General features: G+C 65.4%; 19 protein-coding genes and 1 pseudogene. 8 read left to right on the top strand and 12 right to left on the bottom strand.

All coding sequences use genetic code 11. The features are described 5' to 3' along the window. The first annotated feature begins 3 nt into the window (after window positions 1–3). From tssK to H4O11_RS02945, 6 genes are read left to right on the top strand one after another with little or no spacing between them, the layout of a single operon-like run. A complete protein-coding gene (gene tssK / locus H4O11_RS02970) occupies window positions 4–1,338 on the top strand; it encodes a type VI secretion system baseplate subunit TssK (protein WP_182337929.1) in 1,335 nt (444 codons plus the stop codon). Beyond that, window positions 1,335–2,138 carry a type IVB secretion system protein IcmH/DotU gene (gene icmH / locus H4O11_RS02965; protein WP_182337928.1) on the top strand — a complete coding sequence of 268 codons (804 nt, stop codon included), beginning with the start codon at window positions 1,335–1,337 and terminating at the stop codon, window positions 2,136–2,138. Before tssK ends, icmH begins: the two co-directional genes overlap by 4 nt. 10 nt (window positions 2,139–2,148) lie before the next feature. After that, a complete protein-coding gene (locus H4O11_RS02960) occupies window positions 2,149–4,665 on the top strand; it encodes a type VI secretion system Vgr family protein (protein WP_182337927.1) in 2,517 nt (838 codons plus the stop codon). Between the two features lie 32 nt (window positions 4,666–4,697). Then, entirely contained in the window at window positions 4,698–5,171 is a 474-nt protein-coding gene (locus H4O11_RS02955) for a hypothetical protein (RefSeq protein ID WP_182337926.1), read from the top strand. Window positions 5,172–5,184: 13 nt separating this feature from the next. Then, on the top strand, window positions 5,185–8,622 hold the full coding sequence (locus H4O11_RS19430; protein WP_182337925.1) for a peptidoglycan DD-metalloendopeptidase family protein: 3,438 nt from the start codon (window positions 5,185–5,187) through the stop codon (window positions 8,620–8,622). Further along, the gene (locus H4O11_RS02945; RefSeq protein WP_182337924.1) at window positions 8,615–9,376 is read left to right on the top strand and encodes a hypothetical protein; all 762 of its coding nucleotides are present in this window, start codon (window positions 8,615–8,617) and stop codon (window positions 9,374–9,376) included. Before H4O11_RS19430 ends, H4O11_RS02945 begins: the two co-directional genes overlap by 8 nt. A gap of 68 nt (window positions 9,377–9,444) precedes the next feature. Here the strand turns inward: H4O11_RS02945 and H4O11_RS02940 are convergent, their stop codons facing one another. From H4O11_RS02940 to H4O11_RS02915, 6 genes and pseudogenes are all read right to left on the bottom strand, one after another. Further along, window positions 9,445–9,906 (bottom strand): hypothetical protein, encoded by a 462-nt coding sequence (locus tag H4O11_RS02940; protein ID WP_182337923.1) that lies wholly within the window; start codon window positions 9,904–9,906, stop codon window positions 9,445–9,447. Between the two features lie 18 nt (window positions 9,907–9,924). Further along, window positions 9,925–10,344, bottom strand: a pseudogene (locus tag H4O11_RS02935) (DUF3304 domain-containing protein); the annotation flags it as partial. Next, window positions 10,345–12,177, bottom strand: a complete 1,833-nt coding sequence (locus tag H4O11_RS02930; protein ID WP_246333223.1) for a T6SS phospholipase effector Tle1-like catalytic domain-containing protein — start codon at window positions 12,175–12,177, stop codon at window positions 10,345–10,347. It lies immediately after the preceding pseudogene. Further along, window positions 12,174–12,575: a DUF3304 domain-containing protein gene (locus tag H4O11_RS02925; RefSeq protein WP_343042763.1), complete on the bottom strand. Its 402-nt coding sequence runs from the start codon at window positions 12,573–12,575 to the stop codon at window positions 12,174–12,176. Before H4O11_RS02925 ends, H4O11_RS02930 begins: the two co-directional genes overlap by 4 nt. Window positions 12,576–12,795: 220 nt before the next feature. Continuing rightward, a complete protein-coding gene (locus tag H4O11_RS02920; protein ID WP_182337922.1) occupies window positions 12,796–13,683 on the bottom strand; it encodes a DUF4123 domain-containing protein in 888 nt (295 codons plus the stop codon). Continuing rightward, window positions 13,683–16,475: a type VI secretion system Vgr family protein gene (locus H4O11_RS02915; RefSeq protein ID WP_182337921.1), complete on the bottom strand. Its 2,793-nt coding sequence runs from the start codon at window positions 16,473–16,475 to the stop codon at window positions 13,683–13,685. Before H4O11_RS02915 ends, H4O11_RS02920 begins: the two co-directional genes overlap by 1 nt. A 244-nt stretch (window positions 16,476–16,719) precedes the next feature. Between H4O11_RS02915 and tssA the strand changes: the two genes are divergently transcribed. Continuing rightward, the gene (gene tssA, locus H4O11_RS02910; protein WP_182337920.1) at window positions 16,720–17,781 is read left to right on the top strand and encodes a type VI secretion system protein TssA; all 1,062 of its coding nucleotides are present in this window, start codon (window positions 16,720–16,722) and stop codon (window positions 17,779–17,781) included. 44 nt (window positions 17,782–17,825) lie between these two features. On the opposite strand, the gene H4O11_RS02905 is transcribed toward tssA, so the two are convergent. The 6 genes from H4O11_RS02905 to H4O11_RS02880 form a co-directional block, all read right to left on the bottom strand. Further along, a complete protein-coding gene (locus tag H4O11_RS02905; RefSeq protein WP_182337919.1) occupies window positions 17,826–18,593 on the bottom strand; it encodes an OmpA family protein in 768 nt (255 codons plus the stop codon). Between the two features lie 3 nt (window positions 18,594–18,596). Continuing rightward, entirely contained in the window at window positions 18,597–19,580 is a 984-nt protein-coding gene (gene tagF, locus H4O11_RS02900) for a type VI secretion system-associated protein TagF (protein WP_182337918.1), read from the bottom strand. Next, window positions 19,577–23,263: a type VI secretion system membrane subunit TssM gene (tssM, locus tag H4O11_RS02895; protein ID WP_182337917.1), complete on the bottom strand. Its 3,687-nt coding sequence runs from the start codon at window positions 23,261–23,263 to the stop codon at window positions 19,577–19,579. The genes tagF and tssM overlap by 4 nt, the downstream gene beginning before the upstream one ends. Next, window positions 23,263–24,711: a hypothetical protein gene (locus H4O11_RS02890; RefSeq protein ID WP_182337916.1), complete on the bottom strand. Its 1,449-nt coding sequence runs from the start codon at window positions 24,709–24,711 to the stop codon at window positions 23,263–23,265. The genes tssM and H4O11_RS02890 overlap by 1 nt, the downstream gene beginning before the upstream one ends. Window positions 24,712–24,757: 46 nt before the next feature. Beyond that, window positions 24,758–25,018, bottom strand: a complete 261-nt coding sequence (locus H4O11_RS02885) for a PAAR domain-containing protein (RefSeq protein WP_182337915.1) — start codon at window positions 25,016–25,018, stop codon at window positions 24,758–24,760. Between the two features lie 94 nt (window positions 25,019–25,112). Then, a complete protein-coding gene (locus H4O11_RS02880; RefSeq protein ID WP_343042762.1) occupies window positions 25,113–26,000 on the bottom strand; it encodes a M15 family metallopeptidase in 888 nt (295 codons plus the stop codon). A 90-nt stretch (window positions 26,001–26,090) separates the two neighbouring features. On the opposite strand from H4O11_RS02880, the gene H4O11_RS02875 reads away from it, so the two are divergent. Further along, a complete protein-coding gene (locus tag H4O11_RS02875; protein ID WP_220466553.1) occupies window positions 26,091–26,939 on the top strand; it encodes a hypothetical protein in 849 nt (282 codons plus the stop codon). The last annotated feature ends 54 nt before the right edge of the window (window positions 26,940–26,993 follow it).

Genomic DNA, 26,993 nt, shown 5'->3' with positions numbered 1-26,993 from the left:
AGGATGTCCAAAGTGTTGTGGGGTGAAGGCCTGTTTCTGCGCCCGCAGCATTTCCAGCGGCAGGATACTTACCACGAGGCAAGGCTGCAGGACCTGTCGACGGTGCTGCATCCTTATGGCTGGGGGTGCCGCCGGATCCGATTCGACCCGCAGGCACTGGCCGGCGGTACGTTGCGCCCGCTTGACCTGTCAGTGGTGTTTTCCGATAGCGAGTCCTATGACGCGCCAGCGCACGACGCGCTGCCCGATGCGCTCTCGCTGAAGGAGTTGCCAGCCGGAATGGCGGCAACCACGATCCACCTTGCCCTGCCCCTGCTGCGCGACGACGGCGACAACTGCGCCAGCGGCGATTCATCGCAAACGGCCCGCTACCGGCAGGCCGATCGGCCCACCAAGGATCTGTACACCGACGCGGCCGACGCGGACCTGGCCTATCTCGGCAAGCACGTGCGCCTGCTGACCGATGACCAGCCGCGTGATGCCTACACATCGATCGCGGTGGCCCGCATCCGTCGCACCTCTTCCGGTGGCTTCGAACTGGACGAGGCCTTCATCCCGCCATGCGCCAACCTGGAAGCCTCCCCGGCACTGGTGCGCAGCGTGCGCGGCATGCTCGATTCGCTGCAGGCCAAGGTCGACGCGCTCTACGGCCTGCATCGCCAGACCTCGCAGAACATCATCGAATTCCGCTCCGGCGACATCGCCTCGTTTTGGCTGCTGCATACCATCAACAGCTCGTTCGGCGCGCTGGCGCACCTGCTGCAGCATCCGCGCCTGCATCCCGAGCGCCTGCACCAGGAACTGCTGCGCATGGCCGGCGCGCTGATGACATTCTCCAGTGCCTACCAGCTGAGCGACCTGCCGCCCTACCGGCACGACCAGCCGCAGGCCGGATTCGAGCGCCTGTTCGAGATCGTGCGCGACCTGCTCGATACGGTGATCTCCACGCGCTACTTCCAGATCCCGCTGAACGAAGTGAAGCCGTCGTTCCATCTCGGGCGCATCGACTCGCAGCGCATCGACGAGAACGCCACGTTCTACCTGTCGGTGTCTGCCGACCTGCCCGGCCAGGAGCTGGTGCAGAGCGTGCCGGTACGCTTCAAGGTGGGTGCTCCGGACGACGTCGAAAAGTGCGTGCTGTCGGCATTGCCGGGCGTCAAGCTGGCGCATGCCGCACAGGTGCCGGCAGCGATCCCGGTGCGTCCGGGCAGTTATTACTTCCAGCTCGATGCGCGCGGCACGTTGTACGAACGCATGCTCAAGGCGCAGTCGGTCACGATCTACGTACCGGCCGGCCTGCATGACCTGAAGATGGAACTCATCGCGGTGACGTCATGATCAACCAGAATCTTCCACCGACCCCGGGCCCGATGCCCTCGCTGATGTCCGGCGCATCGAACGGCGCGCAAGGCACGCCAGGCGCCGCAGCCACCGCGCCGCAGACCCTGCAGGACCTGATGGCCGATGCCTTCTACCTGCTGCTGCTGGTCAAGCGTGGTCGCCTGCCGGCCGATGCCGAATCGTTCGTGGCAACGGTGCAGAAATACCTGGACGGCATGGAGCGCGGCGCCGTCAAGCTGGGCATTGCCGCCGAAGACATCTACGCGGCCAAGTACGCGTTCTGCGCGGCGGTCGACGAGGCCATCCTGTCGCAGCCTTCGCCCCTGCACGAGACGTGGGAACGCAACCCATTGCAGCTGCGCCTGTTTGGCGAGCACCTGGCCGGCGAACACTTCTTCGACCGCCTCGAGGAATTGCGGCGCCAGGGCGCGGCACGACTGCCGTCGCTGGAGGTCTACCACTACTGCCTGCTGCTGGGTTTCGAGGGCAAGTATCGGCTGGAAGGCCCGGAAAAGCTCGGCTACCTCACCGCCCGCCTGGGCGATGAGATCATCTACCTCAAAGGCAACCGCCACGGTTTCGCCCCGCACGCGCTGCCGCCGGACAACGTCCGCCACAGCCTGCGCCGCGTGGTGCCGCTATGGCTGCCAGCGGTGATGGTCGCCAGTTTCGGCGTGGTCGGTTTCTTTGGCCTGCGCACCTACCTTGGCCACCAGACCAAGCAACAGATGGCTGCCTACAACGAAGTGGTCCAGATGCCGCAACGGACCGCCCACATCACGATCACCTTGCCGTGAGTGCCTTGATATGGATATCGCCCCTCCACCGCTCGTCGCCCTCGCCGTTCCGTCCCAGCAGGCGCGGCTGATCCAGCTGCAGGCCCCGGTGCCGGGGCTGGTGGTCGAACACCTGCAGGGCAGCGAAGCAGTCTGCGCACCATTCCGGTTCGAGATCGACTGCCTGTCCACGCGCAGCGACATCGACCTCGATGCGCTGCTGGAACAGCCACTGACGCTGCAGCTGCGCCGCGATGACGGCAGCCTGCGGGCCTGGAACGGGCTGTGCACCGACGCGGCCTTCCTTGGCGGCGACGGCGGCCTGACCCGGCTGCGGCTGACCCTGCAACCGTGGACGGCACTGCTGGCGCTGCGCCGCAATGCGGTGATCTTCCAGGACCTGGACGTGCGCGCGGTGTGCGAACGGATCTTCGCGCAGTACCCGCAGGCCAGCTTCCGCTTCGACGTGCAGCAGGCCTTGCCGGCACGCGCCATCACCACCCAGTACCGCGAGAGCGACTGGGACTTCCTCACCCGGCTGCTGGCCGAATCCGGACTGGCCTGGCGCTTCGACCATGCCGATGGCCAGGACGGCGGCACCCATACCCTGGTGGTGTTCGATACCCAGGCCGAACTGGCCGACGCCGGTACGCTGCGTTTCCACCGCAGCGACATCGCCGAGGCCACCGATGCCATCACCGCCTTCGGCGCGCAGCGCCGGGTCACGCCCAGCGCCCTGTCGGTAGGCAGCTGGCACAGCGAACGCCTCACCGCCAGCAGCGGCCAGGGCCAGGCCGAGGCTGGCCTGCTACCGCCGCTGGAAGTGCACGTGCAGCCGCGCGCCGGACGCTTCGGCGAAGGAGCTTCGGCCGACGATGAAGCGCAGTACCGCCTCGATGGCCTGCGCGTGGCCTCGGCGCTGCATGCCGGCGGCGGCAGCGTGCGCGCGCTGGCCAGCGGCAGCACCTTCGCCCTCGGCCAGCACCCGCAGCATGCCGGCCAGCGCTTCACCGTGCTGGCCATCGAACACAGTGCCCGCAACAACCTGGACCCCGGCATCAACGTGCTGCTGGGCCGCGAGGAGATGGAGCCCGGCAGCTACCGCAACCGCTTCGTGGTGGTGCCCGAGGGCACCGCGCTACGCGCCCTGCCCACCGACCGGCCTACCCTGCATGGCCCGTTGACCGCACGCGTGGTCGGCCAGGCCGATGCGGCCGTCACCCCGACCCGCGACCACCAGGTACGCATCCAGTTCGCCTGGCAACGCGGCAGCGCGCCCAATGCCGGCGGCCTGGACGCCAGCGACGGCCACGCACCGGGCGATGCCACCTCCGGCACCTGGGTGCCGGTGGCCGAATGGGTGGCCGGCCCCAACTGGGGCACGCACTTCCTGCCGCGCATCGGCGCCGAGGTGCTGGTGGAGTTCCTGCACGGGGACATCGACCAGCCGCGCGTCACCGGCCAGCTGTACAACGGCGAGGTCGCCCCGCCCTTCGGCGGCGGGCTGCAGGGCGAGGCCAACCATCCCGGCACGCTCAGCGGCCTGCACAGCACCGCCCATGATGGCAACGGCAGCCAGCAGTGGCTGCTGGACGATACCCCCGGCCAGCTGCGCACCCGCCTGCACACCAGCCTGGCCGATTCCACGCTGCAGCTGGGTTACCTGCTGCAGGGCGGCGATGCCAGCCGCGGCGCACTGCGTGGGCAGGGTTTCGAACTGGCCACCGGTGGCTGGGGCAACGTGCATGCCGCGCAGGGCCTGCTGCTGTCGACCACCGCACGCGCGCAGGCGACCTCCACGCAGCTGGACGCGGCCGAGGCAGTGGCCCAGATCAAGGGCGCCCAACGCACCAGCGAGGCGCTGCACGATGCCCTGCAGGCCCAGCAGGTGCCGGGACTGGAAGGGTTGCCGGGCATCGAAACGCTGCACCAGGGCCTGGACCCGACGGCCGATGGCCGCTACAGCGGCAGCGTGGGTGGGCAGGCAGCGATGAAGCCCGGCAGCGATGGGCGCACGGCCGGTGACACGCCGGTGGAGCGCTTCGCCGAAGCGCGCGTGCTGGCCGAATCACCCGACCATATCGCCTGGACCACGCCCAACAGCAGCATCAGCCATGCCGGCCAGAACCTGCAGCTGACCGCGCAGGACGACCTGCATGCGGTGGCCGGCAGGACCCTGGCGGCGACCGTCGGCCAGCATGCTGCCCTGTTTGCGCAGGCCGGGCCGCTGAAGGTCATCGCCGCCGCCGGTGCGGTGAGCCTGCAGGCGCATACCGGCGAGCTGGAACTGCTGGCCGACCAGGCGGTGACGATCACCGCCACCGATACCCGCATCGACGTGCTGGCCCAGCAGAAGATCGTGCTGCAGGCCGGGCAGAGCCGCATCACCCTGGAAGGCGGCGACATCACCTTTGCCTGCCCGGGCAACTTCACGGTCAAGGCCAGTGAGCATCCGTTCCTGGGGGGCGCTTCGGCCGACCACCGGCTGAGCCTTCCCAACGGCCTGGTCAACGTACAACCGCAACGGTTCTTCGACTTCTCCGACTGAGCCGTTGCCGCAGAACCCAAGGAACAGCGAACATGCTGCCAAGTTGCACCAAACTCCTCTTCGTATCGACGCTCGGATTGGTCGGCCTGGTCGGCTGTGCCACGGCGGCCAACGCGACAAGCGGATTTGCCAAAGCAACAGCTGGCTTCGAACAATGCACGCTCGGTACGCTGTACTTCGACGAATATCGGCAGACCACGACCGATCCCTACCTGAAGACGATAGAGAGCCAGCGCTGCGACAGCGATGAGGTACTGGCCAGCTTCTGCGTCGACGAACGTTTCCATGGATTGAAAGTGCATCGCCTGGCGGTGCCCAAGACCACCACACCGGTGTTCGCGCTGTATTTCGACGATGACCTGGCCACCGCCCGGCAGCAGCTCAAGCGCGGGCTGGGAAGCGAGTTCCGCCCATCGGCGGCATCCGAGAAAGGTGCCCGGCCGGAATTGATCAAGGACCCTGCAGACCCCGGCAAGTCCGTGCTGATCTGCACGAAACAGTTCTAAGGAGAGACCTGCAATGCCGCCCTATAATCCCGGCCCGGGCTTCCGCCGCGGTAACCGCCAGTTCGGCCTCCAGGTGCACCCGATCACCGGACAGGCCACCGGCCACAAGGGAGACGACTGGCCAACCCCCGAAGGCACGCCGATCCCCGCCGCTTATGCCGGCGTGGTCAAGGAAGTCCGCCATCAGTTCAACGCCGCCTCCGGCACCGGTTGGGGCTGGTACGTATTGCTGGAGCACAGCGTGCGGGGCCAGGTCGTCCGCACCCGGTATGCACACATGCGCGAGCGCTCGCCGCTGGCGGTCGGCGCTGACGTGGTCAAGGGCCAACCCATCGGCGAGGCTGGCAGCACCGGTGGCAGTACCGGCCCGCACCTGCATTTCGAGGTGATCGTCAACGGTACGCATGTCGCGCCATCCACGTTCGATTTTCCGGACGAAGATGCAGCCGCACCGGCCACCGGCGACTGGGCCTATCCCTTCCAGATCCTCGAAGCGCCGCAGGACCAGACCCAGGACCAGAGCGAACAACGCAGCCCGCCGGCCGCGCCGGCGACGAATGCCGCGCCACTGTCACAGCGCTACCAGGAAGCATTGGGGAATGCAGAGAGTGGTGCCTACCCGGTGGGTGCCAATGGCATCTGGCACGGCGGCGTGCACTTCGACCAGGGTACTGCCGGCACGCTGCAGCAGGACAAGGGCGTGCGCTGTATCGCCACCGGCGAGGTCATCGCATACCGCATCGATGGCACCTATCCGGTCAGTCGCTACAGCAACGGCGAGGCAGAGTTCTCCAGCGGTTTCACTCTGCTCAAGCACACCCTGCAGTTGCCGCCGGCACCCCAGAAAGCCGCGGACGCACCAGCCGCATCCGGCACCGCTGCAACGCCAGCGCCTGCAGCCGCTGCAACCCCGGCGGCAACACCCGGCACCACTACCGGCACCCCCGGCAGCAGCCCCACAGGCCAGGCTGCCGGACAGACCACCGAACAGACTGCTGAACAGCAGAAGAAAGAAGAGTCCCTGGTCTTCTACAGCCTGTACATGCACCTGGCCCAGGTGGACAGCTATACCGGCGAGGGCCGGCAACGTCCTGCCTATTGGGATAGTCCGGACAACCGCTTCCGTGTCGCCAGCCGCGCCGTGGACCGCAATCCGTTCGACAGCAGCATCCAGCAGAAAGGCCTCCGTGTGCGCCAGGCACGCGGCAGTTCCAGTGCCTGCATTGGTTGGTTGCCACCGGCGACCGTACTTACCGTCGAGGCCGGCACGGGCGCGTGGCGCAAAGTCACCAGCATCGATGAAGGCGCCATGGTCGCAGCGCCAGACCAGAGTGCGAGCCAACAAGCGCCACATGGCTGGGTCTATACGCCCGAACTGGACAAAGTAGCGATCAGCGACCCCGCCGCAACCGACCAGATCGTGATCCCGGAGGCGCCGATCAAGATGAAGGCCGGTGATTTCATCGGCTATCTGGGCCAGTACCGCCGCCGACGCGATGCTGGGCCATTCTGTGCCGAGCGCCCGCTGGTACATCTGGAAGTGTTCGCCGGCCAGGAACTGGAGGCGTTCATCGACAAAAGTCGCGCCCGTGCGGCTGAACTACCCGACAGCAGCAGGACCCTGTTGCTGGTGGAGGAAGGTGCACAGCTCGTACTCCCTGGCGAAGCCGACCAGGTCATCGCCAGCACCGAAGGCGCGGTGGCGGAAAAGTCGACCGCGGGCGCGAAATGGGCCCAGGTCCGCAAGGGCACGGTGCAGACGCTTGCGCGCAGCACGCTCGGTAGCTACAGCGGCGACAGCACCCGCATCTATGGCGGAAAACATCACCTGCTGCGCGCCATGGATGCCAATGGCAACGGCATCGATCTGGCGCAGTTCAACGCCCTGGACAGCGCTGCCAAGGCCAATTATCCCAACCGGGAAGTGATCACGGTGGAAGGCGATCCGCTGTGGGTCGAGGCATCGCACCTGCAGGACGGCGTGCCCATCAGCGGGCGCGAGGTCCCTGCATGGAGCCGCTTTCCGTTGGTCGTTGGCCAAGGCGACGGTCCCGTCGCCGGATTCGCCAGGGTGGTGCCCGTCGCCGATCTTGGCACTGCAGTGGTCGAATCGGACAGCACCCGTTGGTGGCAGGTGGAGATCGGCGCAGACAATGGCAATACCGCGCTGGGCTGGGCACGCGAGAAGGCGCATGCCAAGGTCCGTCTGTGCTCGTCATGGGATTGGCCGGGCTTCGACATCACCCGTGAATCAGCCAGCAACGAGCAGATGCATGCGCATGGCCTGGAGGTCAACGGCGAGGCGCAATCGGGCGAGAACTTCAAGGCCACCGCCGACCAGGTCGATGGCAGCGCACTGTTCCAGCGACTGCGCCGGGTGATGGACCTGGATGGCAAGGATGGGGTGAGCCGGGACGAACTACGCAAGGCACAGCGGCGCCCATGGTTGGCGCAGGCCATTTCCCACCTGATCGTCCATTACGAAAGCGAATGGGGCGGATCCATGGATAAATGGACCGCGCTGGACCCGCACATGCAGGGTGAGCTGCTCGCCGACTGGACTATCGAAAAAGAACGCATCGACCGGTTGCGCTGGTGGGATGGTGTTGCTGGCAAGCACGGGTTCCCCAGTGATCCGCAGGCATTCCATCTGCACCCGATCGCACTGGTGAACAATTTCCAGGGCCAGCGTGCCGCATCCGGCGCCCTGGTCTGCAAGACCTGCGGCGCCAACATCACGCTGACCGAGAAGTTCCTGAACCAGATCTGCGGCGCGTCGGTCAACAAGGATTTCATCGCCGCGCTGATCACCGCATCGGAAACCCAATTCGAAAAATATGGGGTGGACACCTGCAGCCAGGTCAAGCACCTACTGGCCCAGGCGAAGAAGGAGACTGGCGGCTTCGTCGCCTTCAGGGAATCGCTGAACTATTCCAGCCGGACCTATACCGCCGTGAAGCTCTACCGCCTTGCGCCCACGGCGATCAACGCGGGATTCCGGCGCAGGGGTATCACCTTCAGGACCGACCAGGAAAAGCTCCAATGGATCGAAGACAACCTGATCGGCAATGATCCAGGTTACGGCGAGCATTGCTTCGGCAATGCCGCGCACCCGGGGAAGGATTATCGGGGGCGCGGCTTCATCCATCTGACCCACTACAGCACGTACAAAAAGTGCGCTGATGCGACCGGACTGGCGATCGATTCCAATCCTGAGATGCTGGAAAGCAACTATCCTGCAGCCATCGAGTCCGCGTTGTGGTTCTGGCAGGACAACAGCATCGCCGCCATTGCCAACAGCACGGACCTGTCCGGCGACGATGCAGTTACCGCCGTCACCAAGCCCATCAACACCGGCCTTGCCGGCCTTGCCGATCGCCAACGCTACAAGCGGGAAATCTCGCCGATCTTCAACACGGAATTCAGCAGCAGGTGTACAGCCAATGATTAGAGCTCTCCTCGCCGTTGCCCTGGTGCTCCCACTCAGCGCCTGCGCCAATGCCAGCGCCCTGCCCTGCGATGCGCTGCCGCAGGAAGCAGCCAGCAAGCCGGTAGAAGCCAACGGGACGGTGTTCTGTTTCGTCCACGCACGCCCACAGGATGAAGCACCCGGCTCGGCGCCGTCGGGCCCTGCCGCCATTTCCGTTTATGCCTCCCGCCAAGGCGCACCGGCCACGTTCGTCTACGAACTGCCTTATTCAGGTACCGACAGCGTCGTCGACGATGCGTTCCTGGCCAACGGGCGCAGCGCCGGGGAACAGGTGGTCATCATCCACAGCAGCGATGCCCCGAGCACGTTCGAGATCACCGGCAAGCTGCACGATGTCACGGTATTGGACGTTTCAGGCAAGCATCCGGTGGTCAGCGAAAAAGCACGGAAATTCTTCGACATCGGTGGCGACGTCGCCGATGCCAGCGGCAACATCACCTTCCATTATCCATACAAGACCCGCCAGCCTGTCATTGCTGCGTTGGACTCGCCGATCTTCAATGCCAGCGCCAGCAATCCGGTCGCCGCGCAGGTCAAGGACAAGGCCTTTCTTTACCCGGAGCCCGACTCACGGGTGGCGAGCAAGGCGTATGTAATCAAAGGCGATACGGTGTCGGTGCAGGACGCCAGTGGTGGTTGGTGCCAGGTGAGTTACCAAGGGAAGTCGAAAGCCATCGTCCGATGGATGCAGTGCGAGCTGCTGCAGGCGCCGTAAGCCGTAGCAGCCGCACGGACTGGGTGGATTCAAGATTTATTATCCGGCCGTGAGGCCCGCCAAGCCAGTCAGGCTTTCTGATGCCTGCTGCGCAACCATACGGTGGGAACGGCCAGGAGGAGCCCGAGGCTGCCACCCCAGACCGCGCCACCGATGAAGCTTAAGCCGAGATAATAACCAGCGATCGCACCGACGACGCAGCAGGCTATCGTGGCCCAAACCATCTGGATGCGCTCTGGCACCTTATGTCCTATCGCCAACCGAAACAGCAGGTGGTAAACAGGGAAGGACAAGACCACTGCGCCAAACAACAATGCCAAAGGGCTCATGAAAATCAGCCACATGCCGTGGCCTTGCCCGAATGAGCTATCTCCAGAAGATCCAACTGCAGTGTCGTTATAGATAACTGGTTTCGTGAGACCAGCTATCAAGTCAATCAGGAAACAGCCCAAGAGAAGGATCGTAAGTGCCAGGATCCCTCCAATGATCATGGAAAGCACTACTTTTGTGAATTTTTCCAACGAATCCATGCAGGTCACCGTTTTCAATCAATATCCAACATGCGCATCCGCCACAAGAATCCACTTCTTGTCATGCCGCCAAGGTGGCCAATCCGCTGGCGCCGCTGGCGCCGGCGGCCCTGGATAGCCGGCACCTCCTGCCGCCCCATTCCAAATGCCCAAACGAACGTCTTCGTTCGGCAGAAAATGCACGTTGAGTCGAGTACCTGGCTTCAAGTACTGATCAATAGGCACCACCTTCTCATGCCAGACCGGCTTCCCTTCTTCCTCAGTGGCGTTCGGATTCGAACTCGACGTCGTCCACTTCACGGTCGCCGTCAGGTCCGGCCGCCACGTGCGCGGATACGTGACACAGCACACAAAGCTACCGCCACCGCCATAGGCGCGTGAGTTCCCACCCCATTGCCCGTTGACGTACAGCTGGTGAATGTAATCACCGGTATGGTCTCAGCCGCCCATCGCCATCCCGAGTTGCTGGAATGCCCCACCAATGGAAGGAATATTTGCTGGCGGCAGCGTAGCCGGGTCACGACATTCCTGGCGCTGGCTTCCCGCCACGCTGAAGACGCCCCGGTACCGCAGATAACCGTACGTGCTGAGTACCGTGATATTCAGCTCAGTGTATTTACCAATGTAGAAGCCCGCCAACGAATCATGCACATAGTTGTCGAAGAGCACCTTGCTCGGTTCGGGAACTGGTGAATGCGACAGCACCATATCCAGCAACTGGCTCGTCTCGGCAGGGATTTTTGCGTAATCATACGTTGGCTGGGATGCACGCGGCGTCGGCTCGAACACTGGGCGTCCGGCCAGGCGTCCGGCTTCCATCCGCTTCTCGATCTCCGCGAGAGTGGCGCGATGCGCTGCCATGTCCTTCTTCCCTTGGGCCAGATTGCTTACCATCTTGCCGAAATCGCGCTGTGCGTTGGCCAAATCCACCTGGTCCTCTGCATCTGCCTGCTTGTAGAACGGTTGCTGCAGCATGCTTTCCTGGCCGTTCCACAGCCGCATTCCCTTCCATGCGACGTATTGCCGGGAATGCGCACGGATCTGTTCTGCATGCGCGCCGCCACCAGCACCGTGCCCGGCCAACCACGTGTTGTAGTCGCGGATCAGTTGCGGGTGACAGCCAAAGTGCATACCGAGGAGAGAGCTCTGCTTGATCTCCTCCATCGTCTTCAACAGTACACCAGCCTTAATTGCTTCATGATGCATGTCGATCAGCGGAATCTGAGCCAGCTTGGCGGTACCCTCTGCCTTGCCGCCAACGTAATCCTTTCCTTGCCCACCCGGCGAATAGCCCCCCCCGACATCCGAGTGCATCCCCGGATACAGCATTTCCCTGCCGCTGGTGGCAAGATCCACCGGAAAGTTGATTCGTTGCTCGTGCAAAGCAGCGAAATGCACGCACTGCTTCACTTCCGGATGGATGCTCATCATCTCGCCCGATGCCCAGTCCCATTTGCCTTGAGATACTCGACTCATGCCTGCGAGGCCGACCGAAGCGACCGTATCGAAGATACCCAGAAAGCTGAGCTGCATCGGGATTCCAGCCACGTTGTAACCACACCCACTACCCCAGATCTCGGCAATTTCGTAGAGACGGTGAACAAATGCTCGTGCTTGCGCCGAACCGCGCGAGAAGCCAAACACCGATATATTCACCGATTTCACCTTGCGCTGAGGGTCACTCTTGACCGCCGCCTCCAAGCGCTGAGCAGCCATTGTCAATAAAGTTCGCCGCAGAGCACCTTCAAAAAGACGTGTCTTACTCATCGCAGTTACCAGCAGCTTTACCTGGTCACGACCAAGAAGATCTACGCCTGCGAGATGTCTATTGACTGCGTTGAATACCTGCAGGATCGCCCAATGAATGCGATCAGCACCATATAGCGCAGCACCACCGCCGAGCATGTCGCCTTCCTGGCTGTCATCCCCAACATCGGGGAAAGGCGTGCCCACACCTGGGATGTAATAATTGAAGAAGCCGCTAGCCTCTTCATTCAAACGCGCGTCGTATAGGCGTGCAACGTTGCTATGGCCATTGCGTGCCAGCTGCGTTTCTGTACTTCGCGTCTTCCCGGAAACGAAAGTACCCGGCCATAAGCGATTGTTCCCAGTGCCATCAAAGTAAATGTTCACATGAACCTGCCCTTGGCACTCCGAGCTTTTGTCGCGCAGACACGCCAATGCTTGGGCACGGCGCTGCGCTTCTGGGCCCGTCAGGCGCCGCATGCCATCAGCTGGCATCGGCAATGCGCCCGTTGTAGTTGCTGTCATGGCTTCCCCCTGCTTTTCGCATCAAGAAGATCTTTCCGCACCGGATCCTCACCTTCATTCAGGCCTGCCTCCGGACCTTTCAATGGATAATCCGGATGACCAAGATACGTGCTGCTTACGTACACCTTTATATTTCCATCACGCAAGAAGTGCACTGCCAGATGGCCAGCCGCATCGTCGTACTCTGGAATTGGAACTATCCGCTTCTGGTAAGTCTTCAGATCAGTAGTCCAACTAATCTCAACCTCCAGACCTGGCCGCCAGTTGTCTGGCACCATTGCACAACATGAGGTGCTCCCCCCTCCCGAATGTGCATCCACGAATGAGTCGCCGTTCTCTCCATTGATCAAAAATTGAGCGATGGTTGTATCAGTATGGTTGTAACCAACGATGCCCACGGCAGTAGACTCTCCTCGCCCTTGGCAAGCTGCCAGTAACGGCATCAACAACACCAGCAACGCGATGACCCAACGGGCCCCCCGACGCAGTCTCCGTGCGTCAGGCACTGCCGGCCCCCTCTCAATACGTTGCATCGTTACATTCACCAGATCTCTCCCGGATTCAATTCATCATCCGACAGCATCAACGAACTCTGTCGATGGTCCAGATATACGTTGTTCATTGCTGCCACGCCGTGATGTCCTGCATGATGGCTTCGCTGGAGGAGACATCCCACAGCGGACTGCCGGTTTGCCAGACGTCCTCTGGCAGCGCCACTGCCCACTCGGGAAAGGGTTCGACGCATTGGTCGCAATGCTTGGCAAGTCGCGCTGCGACGGCCGGATGGCCCCGGAACCCTCCAGAGGTATAAAGGGCCAGCAGCAGGTACTGCACGTGGTCGTCCAGTTGCTGCACACCATGGGCCCTTGAATCCTCCAAGTGCATGCTGACAAATGGAAACAAATTGCGAGCAGGCACCCGACGCATCTCATCTGGAATGATCCGGCGCAACTGGGCGATCGCCACATCGGGCTCACAGGCATCCAGGAACCGAGCGTACTGGTCCTGATCCAGCCGTAGTGGCGGCAGCGAAGGCAGTTCCTCGCTCGGTATTGTGGGAAATACCCATTCCCGCAAGTCGCCGAAGCGATCGAAGTACTGCCACTGATGGATTCCCGCAAGGAATGCCTTCTGTTGCGCCGTCGTCAGCAGGTCCAGCCAAACCGGAAGAATGCGTGTGTCGTACCAACGGAGCAGCATTTCCCGCCCTCCCTTTTCCGGCACCTTGATCAGATGAAAGGCACGGAAATGCAGCGCTAGATCCTGCAACGAAAGAGGGCTTGCCAGCAGGCTGACCGCCGGCTTGGCCACGCCCAACCGTTCGATCTCCCCAGAGAGTTCGGAACCCGAGGCATCGTTCGCATACTCCACCAACAACGGCGCTATGTCCGTCAGGCTCGACTCGGCCTGCCCATCGAACAATGAACAATAGCGGATGCCGAGCCGGGCCAGCCTTTCATTGAAGTGAGGCCGTTGCGCACTGTCGATGACAGCATAGCGCCTCATCAAACCAGCACCCCCGGCGTGCCTTGGCGCATGGCATCAAGTATGCAGCTCTTGCAACTGCTGCGCGGGAATTGGGGCAACGCATACCCTTCCTGCACCGGTCCCACAAACGACTTCTTGCTCGCATGCACCGTGATGCTGCCCGGGCACGCCACGCTGATGTTGCCGCCTTCAATGGTGATGCTGGCCCCGCCGGCCGTGGTCAGCTTGATCGTCTTGCCCGCCGCCATCTCCAGCGCCGCCGTCGCACTCACCATCTTCAGCGCGCCCTGCGACTGCACCCGGATCGCGTCGTTCTGCGCCTGGATGTCCAGCGCGCCCTCGCCACTGACCACGCTCAGGCTGTGCGCCTCGCCCTGTCCGCCCTCCATCGCCGCCGCCAGCAGCCCAATGCTCTGCCCGCTGTGCAGCCGTGCATTGCCGGCCACCGCCGCTTCGCTGTGCTGCCCGCTGGCCAGCGTCAGCGTTTCGCCCACGCTCCAGCTCAAGCCCTGCCCGGCCACCATCCCGATCCCCGCCGGCGCCGCCACGCCCAGCAGCGCATCGCCGCTGTGCGGCACCTTGTCCTGGCCCGGCGCCGCACTGCGCTCGCCAGCCGCGCCCTGCGCCTGCTCAAAGTCCGTGCCCGGCACCACCGTCGACGCGCTGGTCAGCAGCGCCTGCAATGGCGCCTGGTCGGCCACCAGCCGCGAGGCATTGGCCTGCTGCACCCCTTCATGCGCAGCCAGCCGCGTGGTCACGTGCGTGCCGGCGGCCTGCGAAAACGTCTTGCCCAGCCCCTGCACCTGCTTGAGCAGCGCCACCGGCTGGGTGGCGACCCCGGCCGGTGCGCTGCCCGGGTGCCCATAGCTGCTCAGCCACAGCCCGCGCTGGCCTCGGATCGCGCCCCACGCATCGCTGCGCAGCTCGAAGCCCTCGCCACGGAAGCTGCCACGGTGGTTGTCGGCCTGGTGCAGCAGGTGGCCCAGCGTCAGCTGGCTATGCGCCTGGGTGGTCGCCAGCTGCACCCGCAACTGCTGGTCGCTGTCGTCGAACACCAGCCGGCTGTGCCCGCTGCCGCCCCACTCCTTGGACTGCACGCCCCACAGCGCACCGGTATGCCGGTGGCCGTCCTCGCCGCCGCCGCCGGCATGCCAGGCCGGGGCGTGGCCGCCGGCCAGGTTGGCCTGTGCGCTGGGCTTGCCATCGCCGGCCTGTGCGTACAGTGAGGTATCCGATGTCGCGCTGCGTCCGCCCGGCGTGGCCGCCACGCCCGCCTCGCCACGGCCGTTGTACAGCGCGCCCAGCACCACCGGACGGTCGATGTCGCCGCCCAGGAAACCGACCAGCACTTCCTGGCCGATCCGCGGCAGGAACTGGCTGCCCACGCCCGGGCCGGCGTAGCGCTGGGCCACCCGCAGCCAGGTGCTGTCCTGGCTGGCGGCGCCCTCGGCGCCTTCCTGGAAATGAAACTTCACCCGGATCCGGCCCTGCGCATCGGCATGCACTTCCTGGCTGCCTGCCGCGCTCAACGCCGCATCGGGCCCGACCACCCGCGCGCTCTGGTAGCCCGGCGCGGTAGGACGCGGGTTGAAGCGTGCACCGGTCTCGTCGGCCAGCACCGGGCGCCACGGCTGCGTGCGCTCCACCGCGCTGAAGCGGTTCGCATACCCCACCGCCTCGGCACGTGCCCACAGCGATTCGCTGACCGGCAGCGGCGCGTCCACTTCGCCCAGCAGGTCCTGCGCGGCCTTGCGCGCATCCAGCGGCAGGTTGTTCACCGCCGCATGGGTCAACGTGGTCAGCAGCAATTCCGGCGCCGCGCCATGCGGCCACTGCGTTACCGCGAACCAGTGCCCGGCCTGGAAGCTGCGCACGCTGCCCTCGCCTTCCCACGGCGACAACCCGGCTTCCTGCGCCTGCGCCATCAGCCCGGCGTAGCGCTCGGCCTCGGCCGCACTGGCGAAGGCGTACTCGCCCACCGGGTCGTACACCTCGCGCTGCGACTGCCCACCACCGCCGTTGAGCGGCAACTGCGCCGTCGTGGCCTGCATGTGCGCGTAGCTGGAACTGAGCACCGCCAGCCGGCTGGCACCCAGCCGCCGCCGACGCCCCAGCAGTTGCAGGCTGTCGCTGGCCTCGGTGGCGTCGGCACGGTGGTAGCGCACGCTGCCGCTGGCATCGCGTGCCTGCAGGCTGCTGTCGCTGAACAACACCATCCGGTGCCCGGCCGGGGCCTCCTCGCAGGCCTCCATCCGCCAGCCGATGCCTTCCTCGGCCAGCAGCCGGTCCACGAACGCCATGTCGCTCTCGCGGTACTGCACGCAATATCCCCGCGGCCGCGCCTGCGCCAGGAAGTCACCGGCCTCCTCGCTCCAGCGCCAGCTTGCCTGCGGCGCATAGCCGGCAAACACCGCCTCCACGATCTCGCTTACGCTGCGGTCCTGGAACACCCGGCTGTGGCGCCCCTGCGACAGCCACCAGCTCCAGCCGACCAGACGCACGCGGTAGCGCGCCAGGCCGCCATCGCTGCCCAGCAGCTCCGCTTCGTTGATCAGGCCGCTGCGCACGAGCTGGCTGCCATCGGCAGCCCGCACCTGCAGCTGCGCCGGCTGGGCCAGCCAGTCCTCGAACGCCAGCGACGCATCGGTGGACAGCACGTCCACCCAGTAATCGAATCCCTGCGACAAGGCCTCGCGCCCCTGCCAGCGTTCCACCACCACCGACGGCGATCCCGGCAGCGCCAGCCGGTGCTGGCGGCTTCCATCGGTGAATCCGGCCAGTGCGGCCTGCAGCGTGACATGTGCGTCCATTGCCCACCTTTCTGCGCGAGGGCCGGCCAACAGCCCCGCTTTTCGACCTTGAGGTAACGAAAACTACCAGAGCCTGCGCCACCGGGCCAGCATCAAGCGCCCAAATTCGTCAATTTCCTGACACCGGAGCAACCCCCTCGCCTCCAAGGCTGATGCCAGTAGGTTCCAATGCAGAGGCGCCGCTGCGCTCGCCGGGCATGGCCCGGCGCTACAATGCAGGGGTCACCCGCCAACGAGATTCGCCATGCTGGATCTGGATGCCCTGCTGGCTCCTGTCGACGACGCCTCACCCACCGGCCAGGACCTTTCTTTCTCCATCGAGTTCGACCGGATCCAGGAATCCCGGCGCGCCGACGACCCCACCCTTGACCAGGGCGAGTGGCAGACCGACATCAAGTACGCCGACTGGTCCACCGTGCTGCGTGACTGCGACCAGTTGTTGCGCAGCCGCACCAAGGACCTGCGGCTGGCCGGCTGGCTGGCCGAGGCCGCAGTGCAGATCGACGGCTTCGCCGGGCTGGCCTCTGCCTACCGCCTGATCGCCGGCCTGTGTGATCGCTACTGGGAGGATGTACATCCGGTGGCCGTCGATGGCGACCAGGAGGAACGCATCGGCAACCTCACCTGGCTGCTGTCCAATTCGCTGCAGTGGCTGCGCACCACGCCGATTGCCTCTGCTTCGCAGGGCCGCTTCACCCTGCTCGACTTCGATGCTGCCCATGGTCGCGGCAATGCCGAACCCGAGTATGGCCAGCCCACGCTGGAACAGCTGGAAGCAGCCCGTCGCGATACCTCTGCCGACTTCTACCGCCGCTTGCTGGAGACCCTGCCCGACTGTGGCCAGGCCCTGGCCGAGCTGCAGGCAGCGGTCGATGCGCGACTGGGCATGGACGGCCCCAGCTTCAGCGCGGTACGCGAACTGATCGAACACCTGCTGCGCACGGTGCAACGTTCCGCACGCGATTCGGGCCTGCTGATCGACGGGCAGACTTCAACGGCGGACGAAGCATCCGGCGAAGAGGACGGCTTCGCTGCCGATGCCGGGCAGCAGGCCGCCTCCCCCGCTGCACGCGGTCCCGGTGGCGCACCGGCAACGCGGCGCGAAGCGCTGGCCCAGCTGCGCCAGGTTGCCGAATTCTTCCGTCGTACCGAACCGCACAGCCCGGTGGCCTACCTGGCAGACAAGGCCGCCAACTGGGGCGAGATGCCACTGCATGTCTGGCTAAAGCGGGTCATCAAGGACGACAGCGTGCTCTACCAGATGGAAGAGATGCTGGACGTCAACCAGAACAACGACAACACCTGAAACCCTTGCCGGCGGCCGCGCATCGCGGCCGCCCTGCGACGCGTTTACTGGATCTTGAATTCGATGCGACGGTTGCGTGCGCGGCCGTCCGGGCTGTCGTTGGCGACCACCGGCTCGTCCGGGCCCTTGCCCAGCACATCCATGCGTCCGGCGGCGATGCCCTTGGACACCATGTAATTCTTCACTGCCAGCGCGCGTGCACGGCTCAGCTCCAGGTTGGATTCGCGGTTGCCGACGTCATCGGTATGGCCGACGATCAGGAAGCGCGCCTGCATCTGCGCCATCTTGCTCACCATCTCATCCAGGATGCCGGCGCCAAGCGGAGTGAGCTGGGCACTGCCACTGCGGAACTCGATGATGCGGTTGGCCAGTGTCTGGTCCAGCACGCTCTGGTCCGATGCACCCAGCTTGAGCCCGTTGGTCACCGTATAGGCCGTGTTGCTGGCCAGGCTCAGGTCACTGGCGACCTGCTGGCGCTGCTGTTCGTTGGCCACCTGGCCGCCGATGCGCACGGACTGGCCGTTGATCTCCAACTGGCCGGCCGATACCCGCTGCAGGCCGGGCGTGATCATGCCGGCGACATATTCACCCCAGTTCGGCGGAGTGGCGATCGCCTGCACCTGGATGCGGTCGACGACACGCTCGTTGCCATACACGCCACGCAGCTTTTCCAGGATGCGTGCCTTGGTCGCCTGGTCGGCAACCACGCCCTCGGCCACCACCGGGCGCTCGGTCGCGGCCTCCTGGGCGAACGCGGCAGGGAAAGGCAGCAGGGCTGCAAGCGCCAGTGGCAGGAATCGTTGGAGTCGCATCGCTCAGGTTCCCAGGAAAGTCTCGCCGAACAGCTTGCGCGCGGTCTTCAGCGCCAGCTCGTCGCGATCGAGGTAGCCGGCAAGCCGGTTGAGGTTGTAGTCGCCGTGCAGATAGTCGTCCACCCATTCGGCCTGGTCGACGCGGATCAGGAACTCGCCAGCCTCGCGTGGATCAAGCACGGCACGCAGCGCACGATGGTCGGCGCCATTGAAGCCCACCACCATCCGCGGTGCGGCATCGTTGCGCATCAGCACGCCCAGCTCGAAATCCCCCTTGCCGAGGAAGGAGGACACCAGGTCCAGCCAGAATGCCGCCACCAGCGGCCGGTACAGGGGATCGCGCACCAGCGGGAATTCCAGTGCCTTGTCGATGGCGACGTTGCCACCAGCCAGCAGTGGCTGCAGCAGCAACCCCAGCGCCGGCAGCACCTGGCGCAGGCGAACCTGGCCATGTCCGCTTTCGGCGAACAGGCGCTCCAGCGCGCCAATGGACTGCATCTCCAGGAAATCGTTGAAGGTGGCGTTGTAGGCCACCGCATCGGGGTTGAGCGTGAACTGCGTGGTGGCCATCTCGGCAAGCGTGCCGGTGGCGTCCGCGTCAGCCACTGCCTGGGTGGCCAGCCGTGACAGCCCGGTCCAGACCTTGGACAGCGCCAGCGGCCCACGGCCGATGAATGCCAGTGGCTCCGATGCCTCCAGCCGCACCGCCGACAACAGCGGGAAACGCCGCTCCGATGCATCCCGGCTGGGCTGGAAATGTCCGCAGACCACGGTACGGCTACGCGATCCCAGGAAGCCGAAGTAGATGTCCGGCGCACCGTCGTACAGGCGCTTCCAGTCGGAATTCTGGCTCAGCAGCTCCACGCTCTGTCCCGCCCAGCGGTCGAGCCAGGCGACCAGTTGGTGGTCATCGGTAGCGCGCACGAAGTCGCCCCGCGAAGGAACCTTGCCGAAGTAGGACACGCCCGCGTTGGCTTCCCGGTTCATGGCGTGCCTCCGCTCGTCGGTGCAGCCGGTGCGGGTGCAGCCGGCGTGGCGGGGGCACCGGCCACGGTTTCCGGCAACTGCAGCCCGCGCTGCCAGTCACCACCCTCGGCGGCTGCGCCAGGACGCCGCACGATGCGCATCTCCACGCTCACCGCCACGCCCTGCGCGCTCCAGGTAATGCGGCTGCCTTCGTCCAGGTTCTCATAACTGCCCTCGGTCATCAGGCGGGTAAAGCCGTTGCCGCCCGGTGCGTTGAACACCTCCACGGTGCGGCCATCGCTGGTCACCGCGTTGATCTTCGCGCCGGGCACTGCGCCGACGTTCGGGTACTGCATGGTGGTCCATTGCGGCGGGGTGTTGCGGTAGCGCAGCACCTGCCCATCGATCTCGATGGTGTACTCGATCGCACCGGTCGCTGGCGACGGCAGGATCTCGAAGATCGTGGTGTCCTGGCCAACGCCGGCCGCCGAACCGCTAACCCAGTTGCCGTAGTTGGCGACCAGTTCGTTGGCCAGGGTGATGCCGGTGCCGCCCCATTTGCGTGCTTCGAGCAGGTTGCCGCGCTGGATCACCAACGTGCCCAGTGCCTCTTTGTTGAACGAAGCAATCGCCCCATTGCTGCCGAAGATCGTCGCGATGTCGCTGGGTGCGGCATCCACGTCTGCATTGAGGTTGAACGGATACTGCTTGCCGATGCCGTTGTTGAACGGTGCATAGGCCTGCGCCGACCAGGCACGGTTGATTTCGCTTTCGGTCGGCTTGACCAGCGCGGTGAAAGTCTGGGTCAACGGGCGCAGCAACAGCGGGCGGATGGCATCGCGCTGCGATTCATCCAGCCCGGTCAACACCTGCTCGTCGACCAGCGCCAGCGCGCTGCTCAGTTCCGATCCCTCGTTGCCCAGCGTGTCCTGCATCAGCTTGCGGGTGCCCACGCCGGTCTGGCCCTGGTTCTTGATGGTGTTCAGGCGGCTGCGCAGCTTGCCCATCTCGGCGAAGTAGGCATCGATCACCGCCGGCTGGTCCTGGCGCGGCATGGTCAGGCGTGCCAGTCCATCGAAGGCCTTGCCGACCGGGCCGACCGGCAGCTGCTGCGCCACGCTTTCCGGGTCGCGGCGCATGATGGTGCGCTGGAACCAGGCAACGAAGCCTCCCGTGGCCTGCTTGTTGCGGGCTTCAGCCACCGGGTTGTCCCAGATGGTCTGCTTGTTGATTTCCTGCAGCAGCAGGCGCAGCGGCGAATTGGCCGGGTCGCCGATTCGGTTCATCCGCGCCACCGCTTCGTCGAAATCACTGAAGGTGCTGATGCTCAGGCCACCGACGAACTTGCGCCATTCCTGGGCGTATTCCTGCTTGTACAGCGCGGCCAGTTCGCGCGCGATGTGTTCGGGGCTGCCGGCCAGCGACAGGTCACTCTGCTCGGTGGTGCCGAGCACCCAGTCGGTCGTGCTGAGCTGGGTGTTGGCCGCCTCGCTGATCGCATCCTTGACGAACTCTTCCCATGCCTGGCGGGTGAAGGCGCCGGAGATCGCGTAGCTGCCGGCGACCACGCCGTTGTTGCGCTCTTCGCCAACCAGGCTGTTCACGGTCACGGTGCCGAAGCGCGCAGCGGCACGTGCCTTGACCTGCGCGAATACGCGCTGCATCGCCGGCTGCCCCTTCATCACCTGGGTCAGCGCTTCGCGGCTGTCGTTGACCAGCGCGACCCTGGACTGCACCTGCGGCCAATCCTTGTCCGAGGACTGGGCCACGTAATACGTCATCAGTTTCTCGCCCGCGCGCAGCATCTCCTCGCGGCTCATCTGGCCGCGGTTGGCGTCCAGCCAGGTACGCCAGAACAGGGTCAGCTGCTGTGACAGGTGGCCACCTTCGACATGCTTGCGGTTGCCCAGCATCAGGTAGGTCTTCAACGCGTTGTAGGCGTCGTTGGTGCTGGTCGGCGAGGCATCCTGGTACAGCACGTTGCTGCTGGCGGCCTTCTGCGCGGTCTGCCCCAGCTTGCCCCGCTGGGCAACCACTTCACCCAGGAACTTCTCCAGGTTGGCCACTGCCGGGTCCAGCATCACCTGGCGCATGCCGTGGTAGTACTCGGCCAGCAGCTTTTCGCGGATCGCCTCGCCCTGGTAGAGCCCAAGGCGCGTGGTGACGCTGCCCTTGCGGCCATAGCGGTCGAGCTGTTCCAGACGGTCCTGCAACAGCAGCAACGCGTCGATGCGCGATTTCAGGTCCACCCGTCCGGACTGCAGCTGCACGGCCTGCGCCAGGTCCTTGGCGGCGTTGTTGGCCAGCTGCACGTTGGTGGTGTACGACCAGGTCCACAGGCCCAGTGCCAGCGCCAGCACCGCGACCGAACCGAAGAACACGCCCAACCGCAGCCGGTTCTGGTGCGGGCTGGAATACTGCCGCACCAGTTGCCGGTCGGCGAAGATCACCTTGCGGAACAGGTCCTTGAGGAAGAACGCCGTATGCCCCACCGGCGCCTCGTCGGTCGTGCCGCCGCCATTCTGCAGCGCGAACCGCCGCGATACGCGCTCGGAGGCATGGTGGACCGAATGCCCTTCCTGCAGCGCGCTGCTGAAATAGAAGCCGCGGAACACCGGCTTGAACTGGTACGGGTTCTCTTCGAACAACGTGGCAATGAAGGTACGCAGGGCCGGCTTGATGCCCTGGAATTCCAGTGGCAGCGTCAACAGGCCAGGCGAGACTTCGCGCCCGCGCTGCATCGCCATGTGCGCCAGGCTCATCTCCTTGATGCCCTCGGCCAGCTCATCGAAATGCGCGTCGAAATCGGCCAGTGCATCGCGTTGCGCGCCCACGTCGAACGGCAGGGTCGCCCCCCACACGCTGTCACGCTCGGACGGGTCCAGGCTCTGGAAGAATTCGGTGAAGCCGGCGATCAGGTCGGCCTTGGTGAACACCACGTACACCGGCGCGAATACTTCCAGCCGCTCGGTGATTTCCTGCACGCGCTGGCGCAGGTTCTTGGCCAGTTCGATCGCGAACTCCGGCTTGCTGCCGGACAGCTCGGCGATGCTGGCGGCGATGATGATGCCGTTGATCGGCGCGCGCGGGCGGTTCTTCTTCAGCAGGCCGAGGAAGGTCAGCCACTCCAGGCGGTCTTCCACGCTGACCGAGTAACGGCCGGCGGTATCGAGCACGATGCCGTTGGTGGTGAAGTACCAGTCACAGTTGCGGGTGCCGCCGATGCCCTGGATGACGTTGCTGCGGTTGTCCTGGAACGGGAACTGCAGGCCCGAGTTGAGGATCGCCGTGCTCTTGCCCGCAGCCGGGTTGCCGATGATCACGTACCACGGCAGTTCGTACAGCGCCGCCTTGCCCTTCAGCACGCCCATGCGCGACGACTTGATCGCCTTCACCGCCTCCAGCATCCGGCTGCGCAGCGCCTCGGTATCGGCACGTTGGGCCGGCTGGGCGGCATTGACTGCCTGGTCAGCCTGGTCGGAGACCATGCGGTCCAGTTTGCGCGCGGCGCGGTTGGCGAGCAACCGCCGCACCACCCACACCAGCAGCGCGATCACCAGTGCCACGGCCAGTGCGATAGCCACCCATACCGCGATTTCACGTAGCCCGTCGCCCCCGAAATACGAGACCGCGCCGGCACCGATCAGGCCAAGCACCATCCATACGCGGTAGTCGCTGAGGTAATACCGAAGATTGCTGAACATCACACGGGTTCCGTTTTGGCGGCATCGGTGGTCCGGGTATCGTCCGGACCGCGTTGTTCTGGGAATCGGGAATCGAGCACGGCGGCCCAGCGCGTGGCTGCCGGCGTCACCGCCAGCAACAGCGCGGCTTCGCCGCCCCCCTGGAGATGGGCATGGGCCAGCGCCAACTGCGCCAGCGGCTGCACGGCGCCGGTGTCGCCCAGGTTGGCACCCAGTGCCAGGTACTGGCGCGACAGATCAAGTTCATTGCAGGCCGACGATGCCGCGCCGCTGGCCTCGGCCGCCAGGCCTGCGCGCAGGTCGGCGTCGGACAGCACCAGGTCAATGCGCGCGGCCTCGGTCTGGCCGCGCTCCAGCGCCATGCCGGCCAAGCTTCCGGTCAGGCGCCTACGTGCCGTTCCGGTGCACTGCCCGGGAAGCTCGGTGCGCTCCATGACGCACAGCACCGGTGCGCTGGCGGCCGGCCAGCCGAGCAGCACGCCGGCGGCCGCCTCGCCCGGCACGCGCCCTTCAGGCGTGGCCGAAGTACGCAGCCGGCCACTGGCCTGCAACCGATCCAGGCTGGCCCGGCTGATGCTGGAATGGCAGGCCAGCAGCACCTGCCAGCCCGGCGTGGCCGGTGACGACTCTTCCAGGCGCCGGTGCAGCCGTCGCCAGACCTCGTCGCCACCGTCCACCGGCGACACCTGCACCGCGAACCGGCGCGGATCGATGCCATCGTCCTCGGCCACGCGCTGCAGCCAGGCCGCACAGGCCTCGCGCAAGGGCGCGGGCCAGTCCGTGGGCACCAGCAGCTCGATCGACAATTGCCGTTCCACCGCCTCGGCAACGGTCTGCCGCCAACCGGCGATCACCCGGCCTTCGTTCTGCGCCAGCACCGGCAATGCCCGTGCAGCCTGCAGCAGCAGCTCCTCGGCCACCGGCTCCAGCAAGGCCAGCGCCCGGCGGACATGCTCGACCTGTTCGCCATCCAGTTCCTGCGCCAACGGGGTGGATGCATCCACCGCATCGGACATGGCCACATAAACCGGCAGGCCGCGGTCATCACGCTGTTGCGGGTGGGGGCGCAGCCGCGCACTGCCGAGCGGATCGGCCAGCAAGGCGGCCGGTTCAAGCCCCAGCGGCATGCGCACCCCGGCAGCCAGCACGGCCAGTGGCCGCGGCAACGGCGTGGCCTCCAGGGCGGCCTCGTCCGGCTGCCCCGCTGGTGCTGTTTCGCCCGTTGGTGCGGACGCAGCGCGGTTGATCGCAGCATCGCGCGCACGTTGCAGCATCCCGCGCAATGCCCAACCACCGCCGAACACGCCGGCAGGCAGCAACCCCAGGTAAAGCAGCAGGTCGCGCGCGTTCGGTACCGTGCCGGCGCTGCGCCAATAGGCGATCACGCCGCCCCAGGTCACCCCCAGAACCACGATCGCCGCCAACGCACCACGAACAAAACCGAACATCTAGCGTCCTGCCCCCTGCTGATTCCTGTTCATCAACACCGGGTACTCAACCGATTCCGGTCGTGCCCTGGCTCGAAATGAGCGTACCGCCACAGGCGGTCTTGTCGCCATGGCGCGCAACCGGCCGGCCATCGATGATGGCGCTGTCGTCGCCGCTGATGATGGTGGTATTCCCGTGCCGTTGGCACGCCACCTTATCGCCTACGCGCGCGACCGGTTTGCCGGACACATCGGTGTCGCCGGAGCCGGACACGACAGTGCCGCCATGGTCCAGCGCATCTCCTACCACAATGAACGGTCGTGCCATCGATCCTGCTCCTTGTCCCGGGAACTCCCGGCGTGTCCCTCATGCCGCCACAGCCGGTCAGCGCCGCTACGATACCAGTACTGGCACCGCCGGATCACCCCCGCGCCAGCTCGGCACGCTTGGCCGCGCGTGCGCTGCGGCAGGCGCTGGCCAGCTCGACATGCACGTAATCCTTGATGCTGCGCCAGCTTCCGCCCCATTCCAGCCCGGCCTGGGCAGCCAGTTCGCCGTACAGCATGTAGCCCTGGCGGGTCCAGGCATCGCCCATGTCCCACTGCAGCTTGCCATCGCGGATGGGCGCGGCATCGATCGCCAGACCGTACTGGTGGCAGCTCTGCCAGGCCCCGGCGCGGGTCGCCTGGCCGCCAGCCATCAGCTCGGCCTGCCGTTCGGGGCTGCGATAGCCTTCCACCAGCACCATTTCGTAGCCGTGCTGGCGCCGCATCACCTCGAAAATGGCCAGTACGCGCTGCTGCAGGCCCGCGTCGATGCTGTCCCAGCGGCGATCGGCGGTCACCACTTCCGGACGCGTCCGCCGTATTTCCTCGGTGGTGAACACCTCCGGCGGCGGTGGCGGCGGCGGCGCCAGCCGCTCACCGCGCAGCAACTGGGCAACCATCGAGGTCGATTCAGCCAGGTCCTGTCCACGGAAATCATCGAGTACCACGGTCCGGCGGGCCACCAGGATCGCCAGCGATGGCAGCAGCACCAGCAGCAGCGCGCCGCCGATCACCCAGCGCAGTCGCCGCAGCGTGTCGAACATGCCACCCAGGTCCTCGCGCACGTCCGACAACGGCGCCTGCTGGCGCTCGGCTTCACGTGACATGCGCTGGGTACGTGCCCGCAGGCGTCGCTCGGCACCGCGCGCCTGCCAGTCCGACACCCACGACCGAAGCCGCTCGCCATACGATGGAAACAGCAGCAGGCCGCAGGCGATGGCGAACACCAGCACCAGTGCGATCACAGCAACGACAAGAACCACGCGCCCTCCCTGGAGTTGACGCACCCCCCTTACACACTAGAATGCGGACGAACCGGGCCGTGCATGATGCCGACCCCCGAACCAGGCTGGATGCACTTGAATAATGGCGGAATAAATCGTCCAAGTCTTCTTTCCGGCAGCGATCCGAACAACAGCGGCGCGGCCGCTTCGGGAAGGATCCTCGCCGACATTGAAGGCCGTGCGCCCCAAGGCAAGGGCCGTGGCACAGGTGCCTCCGGCAAAGGCGCAAGCCGGCGCTGGATCATCATCGCGGTAATCGGGGTGGTGGTCGTGATCGCTGCCCTGCTCGGGTTCGGCTGGAACAGCCACGATGAGACGCCCGACCTGTACTCACGGACCCCGGCCAGTGCATCACCGCTGCCCGGCAACGATGCTCCCGCCGCAGCCCGTACCGGCGCTGCTGACGGAGCGGCGATGATCGTTGATGCCGGCGGCGGCAGCGAGGCCAGCGGCGCCCAGGCGGCGGTGGCCGACGGCCAGCCAACGACCGAGGGCACGCCATCGCTCGACGCAGCCGATGCTGCGGCGGCACCCGCCCCGGCCGCGACGAGGACGGCAAGCGCGCGCGCCCAGCCACGCCGCCAGGCCACGCAGAAGCAGAAGCAGGCCACCGATGAAGACCTGCTCGGCACCCTGCTCGGCATCATCAAGGATGACCGCAAGGAAGTGCCACAGCACGAATCCATGGATTCGCTGATCGCCAAGATCCGGGCCGACGACCAGCGCAACGCCGCCAGCACCACCGCCGCGTTCGACTCCATCGACCGCACCAAGGCAAGCCCGGGCGCGTCAACCGGATCGGAGATCCAGGCCCAGCTGCGCCGCTGCCCCAGCGCCAATACCCTCGGGGGCATCGATTGCCGGCGCCGCATCTGCGCCGCGCACGCCGGCAAGGATCCGGCCTGCCCCGCACGCTGAGAACACACCTGCCGCTGTACAGTCGAGCCATGCTCGACTGTCATCTCTCCAGCG

Source organism: Stenotrophomonas tumulicola, from assembly GCF_014117215.1.
GTDB lineage: Bacteria > Pseudomonadota > Gammaproteobacteria > Xanthomonadales > Xanthomonadaceae > Stenotrophomonas > Stenotrophomonas tumulicola.
Note: the sequence above shows the minus strand (reverse complement) of the source record. Positions and strands in the feature narration are given on the sequence as shown.

Excerpts from the sequence above, each read along its gene's own strand:
- tssA (WP_182337920.1), top strand. The coding sequence starts at position 16,720 with ATGCTGGATCTGGATGCCCTGCTGGCTCCTGTCGACGACGCCTCACCC.
- H4O11_RS02905 (WP_182337919.1), bottom strand. The coding sequence starts at position 18,593 with ATGCGACTCCAACGATTCCTGCCACTGGCGCTTGCAGCCCTGCTGCCT.
- H4O11_RS02945 (WP_182337924.1), top strand. The coding sequence starts at position 8,615 with ATGATTAGAGCTCTCCTCGCCGTTGCCCTGGTGCTCCCACTCAGCGCC.
- H4O11_RS19430 (WP_182337925.1), top strand. The coding sequence starts at position 5,185 with ATGCCGCCCTATAATCCCGGCCCGGGCTTCCGCCGCGGTAACCGCCAG.
- tssK (WP_182337929.1), top strand. The coding sequence starts at position 4 with ATGTCCAAAGTGTTGTGGGGTGAAGGCCTGTTTCTGCGCCCGCAGCAT.
- tssM (WP_182337917.1), bottom strand. The coding sequence starts at position 23,263 with ATGTTCAGCAATCTTCGGTATTACCTCAGCGACTACCGCGTATGGATG.
- H4O11_RS02915 (WP_182337921.1), bottom strand. The coding sequence starts at position 16,475 with ATGGACGCACATGTCACGCTGCAGGCCGCACTGGCCGGATTCACCGAT.
- H4O11_RS02940 (WP_182337923.1), bottom strand. The coding sequence starts at position 9,906 with ATGGATTCGTTGGAAAAATTCACAAAAGTAGTGCTTTCCATGATCATT.
- H4O11_RS02875 (WP_220466553.1), top strand. The coding sequence starts at position 26,091 with ATGCACTTGAATAATGGCGGAATAAATCGTCCAAGTCTTCTTTCCGGC.
- H4O11_RS02930 (WP_246333223.1), bottom strand. The coding sequence starts at position 12,177 with ATGACAGCAACTACAACGGGCGCATTGCCGATGCCAGCTGATGGCATG.
- icmH (WP_182337928.1), top strand. The coding sequence starts at position 1,335 with ATGATCAACCAGAATCTTCCACCGACCCCGGGCCCGATGCCCTCGCTG.
- H4O11_RS02920 (WP_182337922.1), bottom strand. The coding sequence starts at position 13,683 with ATGAGGCGCTATGCTGTCATCGACAGTGCGCAACGGCCTCACTTCAAT.
- H4O11_RS02890 (WP_182337916.1), bottom strand. The coding sequence starts at position 24,711 with ATGTTCGGTTTTGTTCGTGGTGCGTTGGCGGCGATCGTGGTTCTGGGG.
- H4O11_RS02955 (WP_182337926.1), top strand. The coding sequence starts at position 4,698 with ATGCTGCCAAGTTGCACCAAACTCCTCTTCGTATCGACGCTCGGATTG.
- H4O11_RS02960 (WP_182337927.1), top strand. The coding sequence starts at position 2,149 with ATGGATATCGCCCCTCCACCGCTCGTCGCCCTCGCCGTTCCGTCCCAG.
- H4O11_RS02885 (WP_182337915.1), bottom strand. The coding sequence starts at position 25,018 with ATGGCACGACCGTTCATTGTGGTAGGAGATGCGCTGGACCATGGCGGC.
- tagF (WP_182337918.1), bottom strand. The coding sequence starts at position 19,580 with ATGAACCGGGAAGCCAACGCGGGCGTGTCCTACTTCGGCAAGGTTCCT.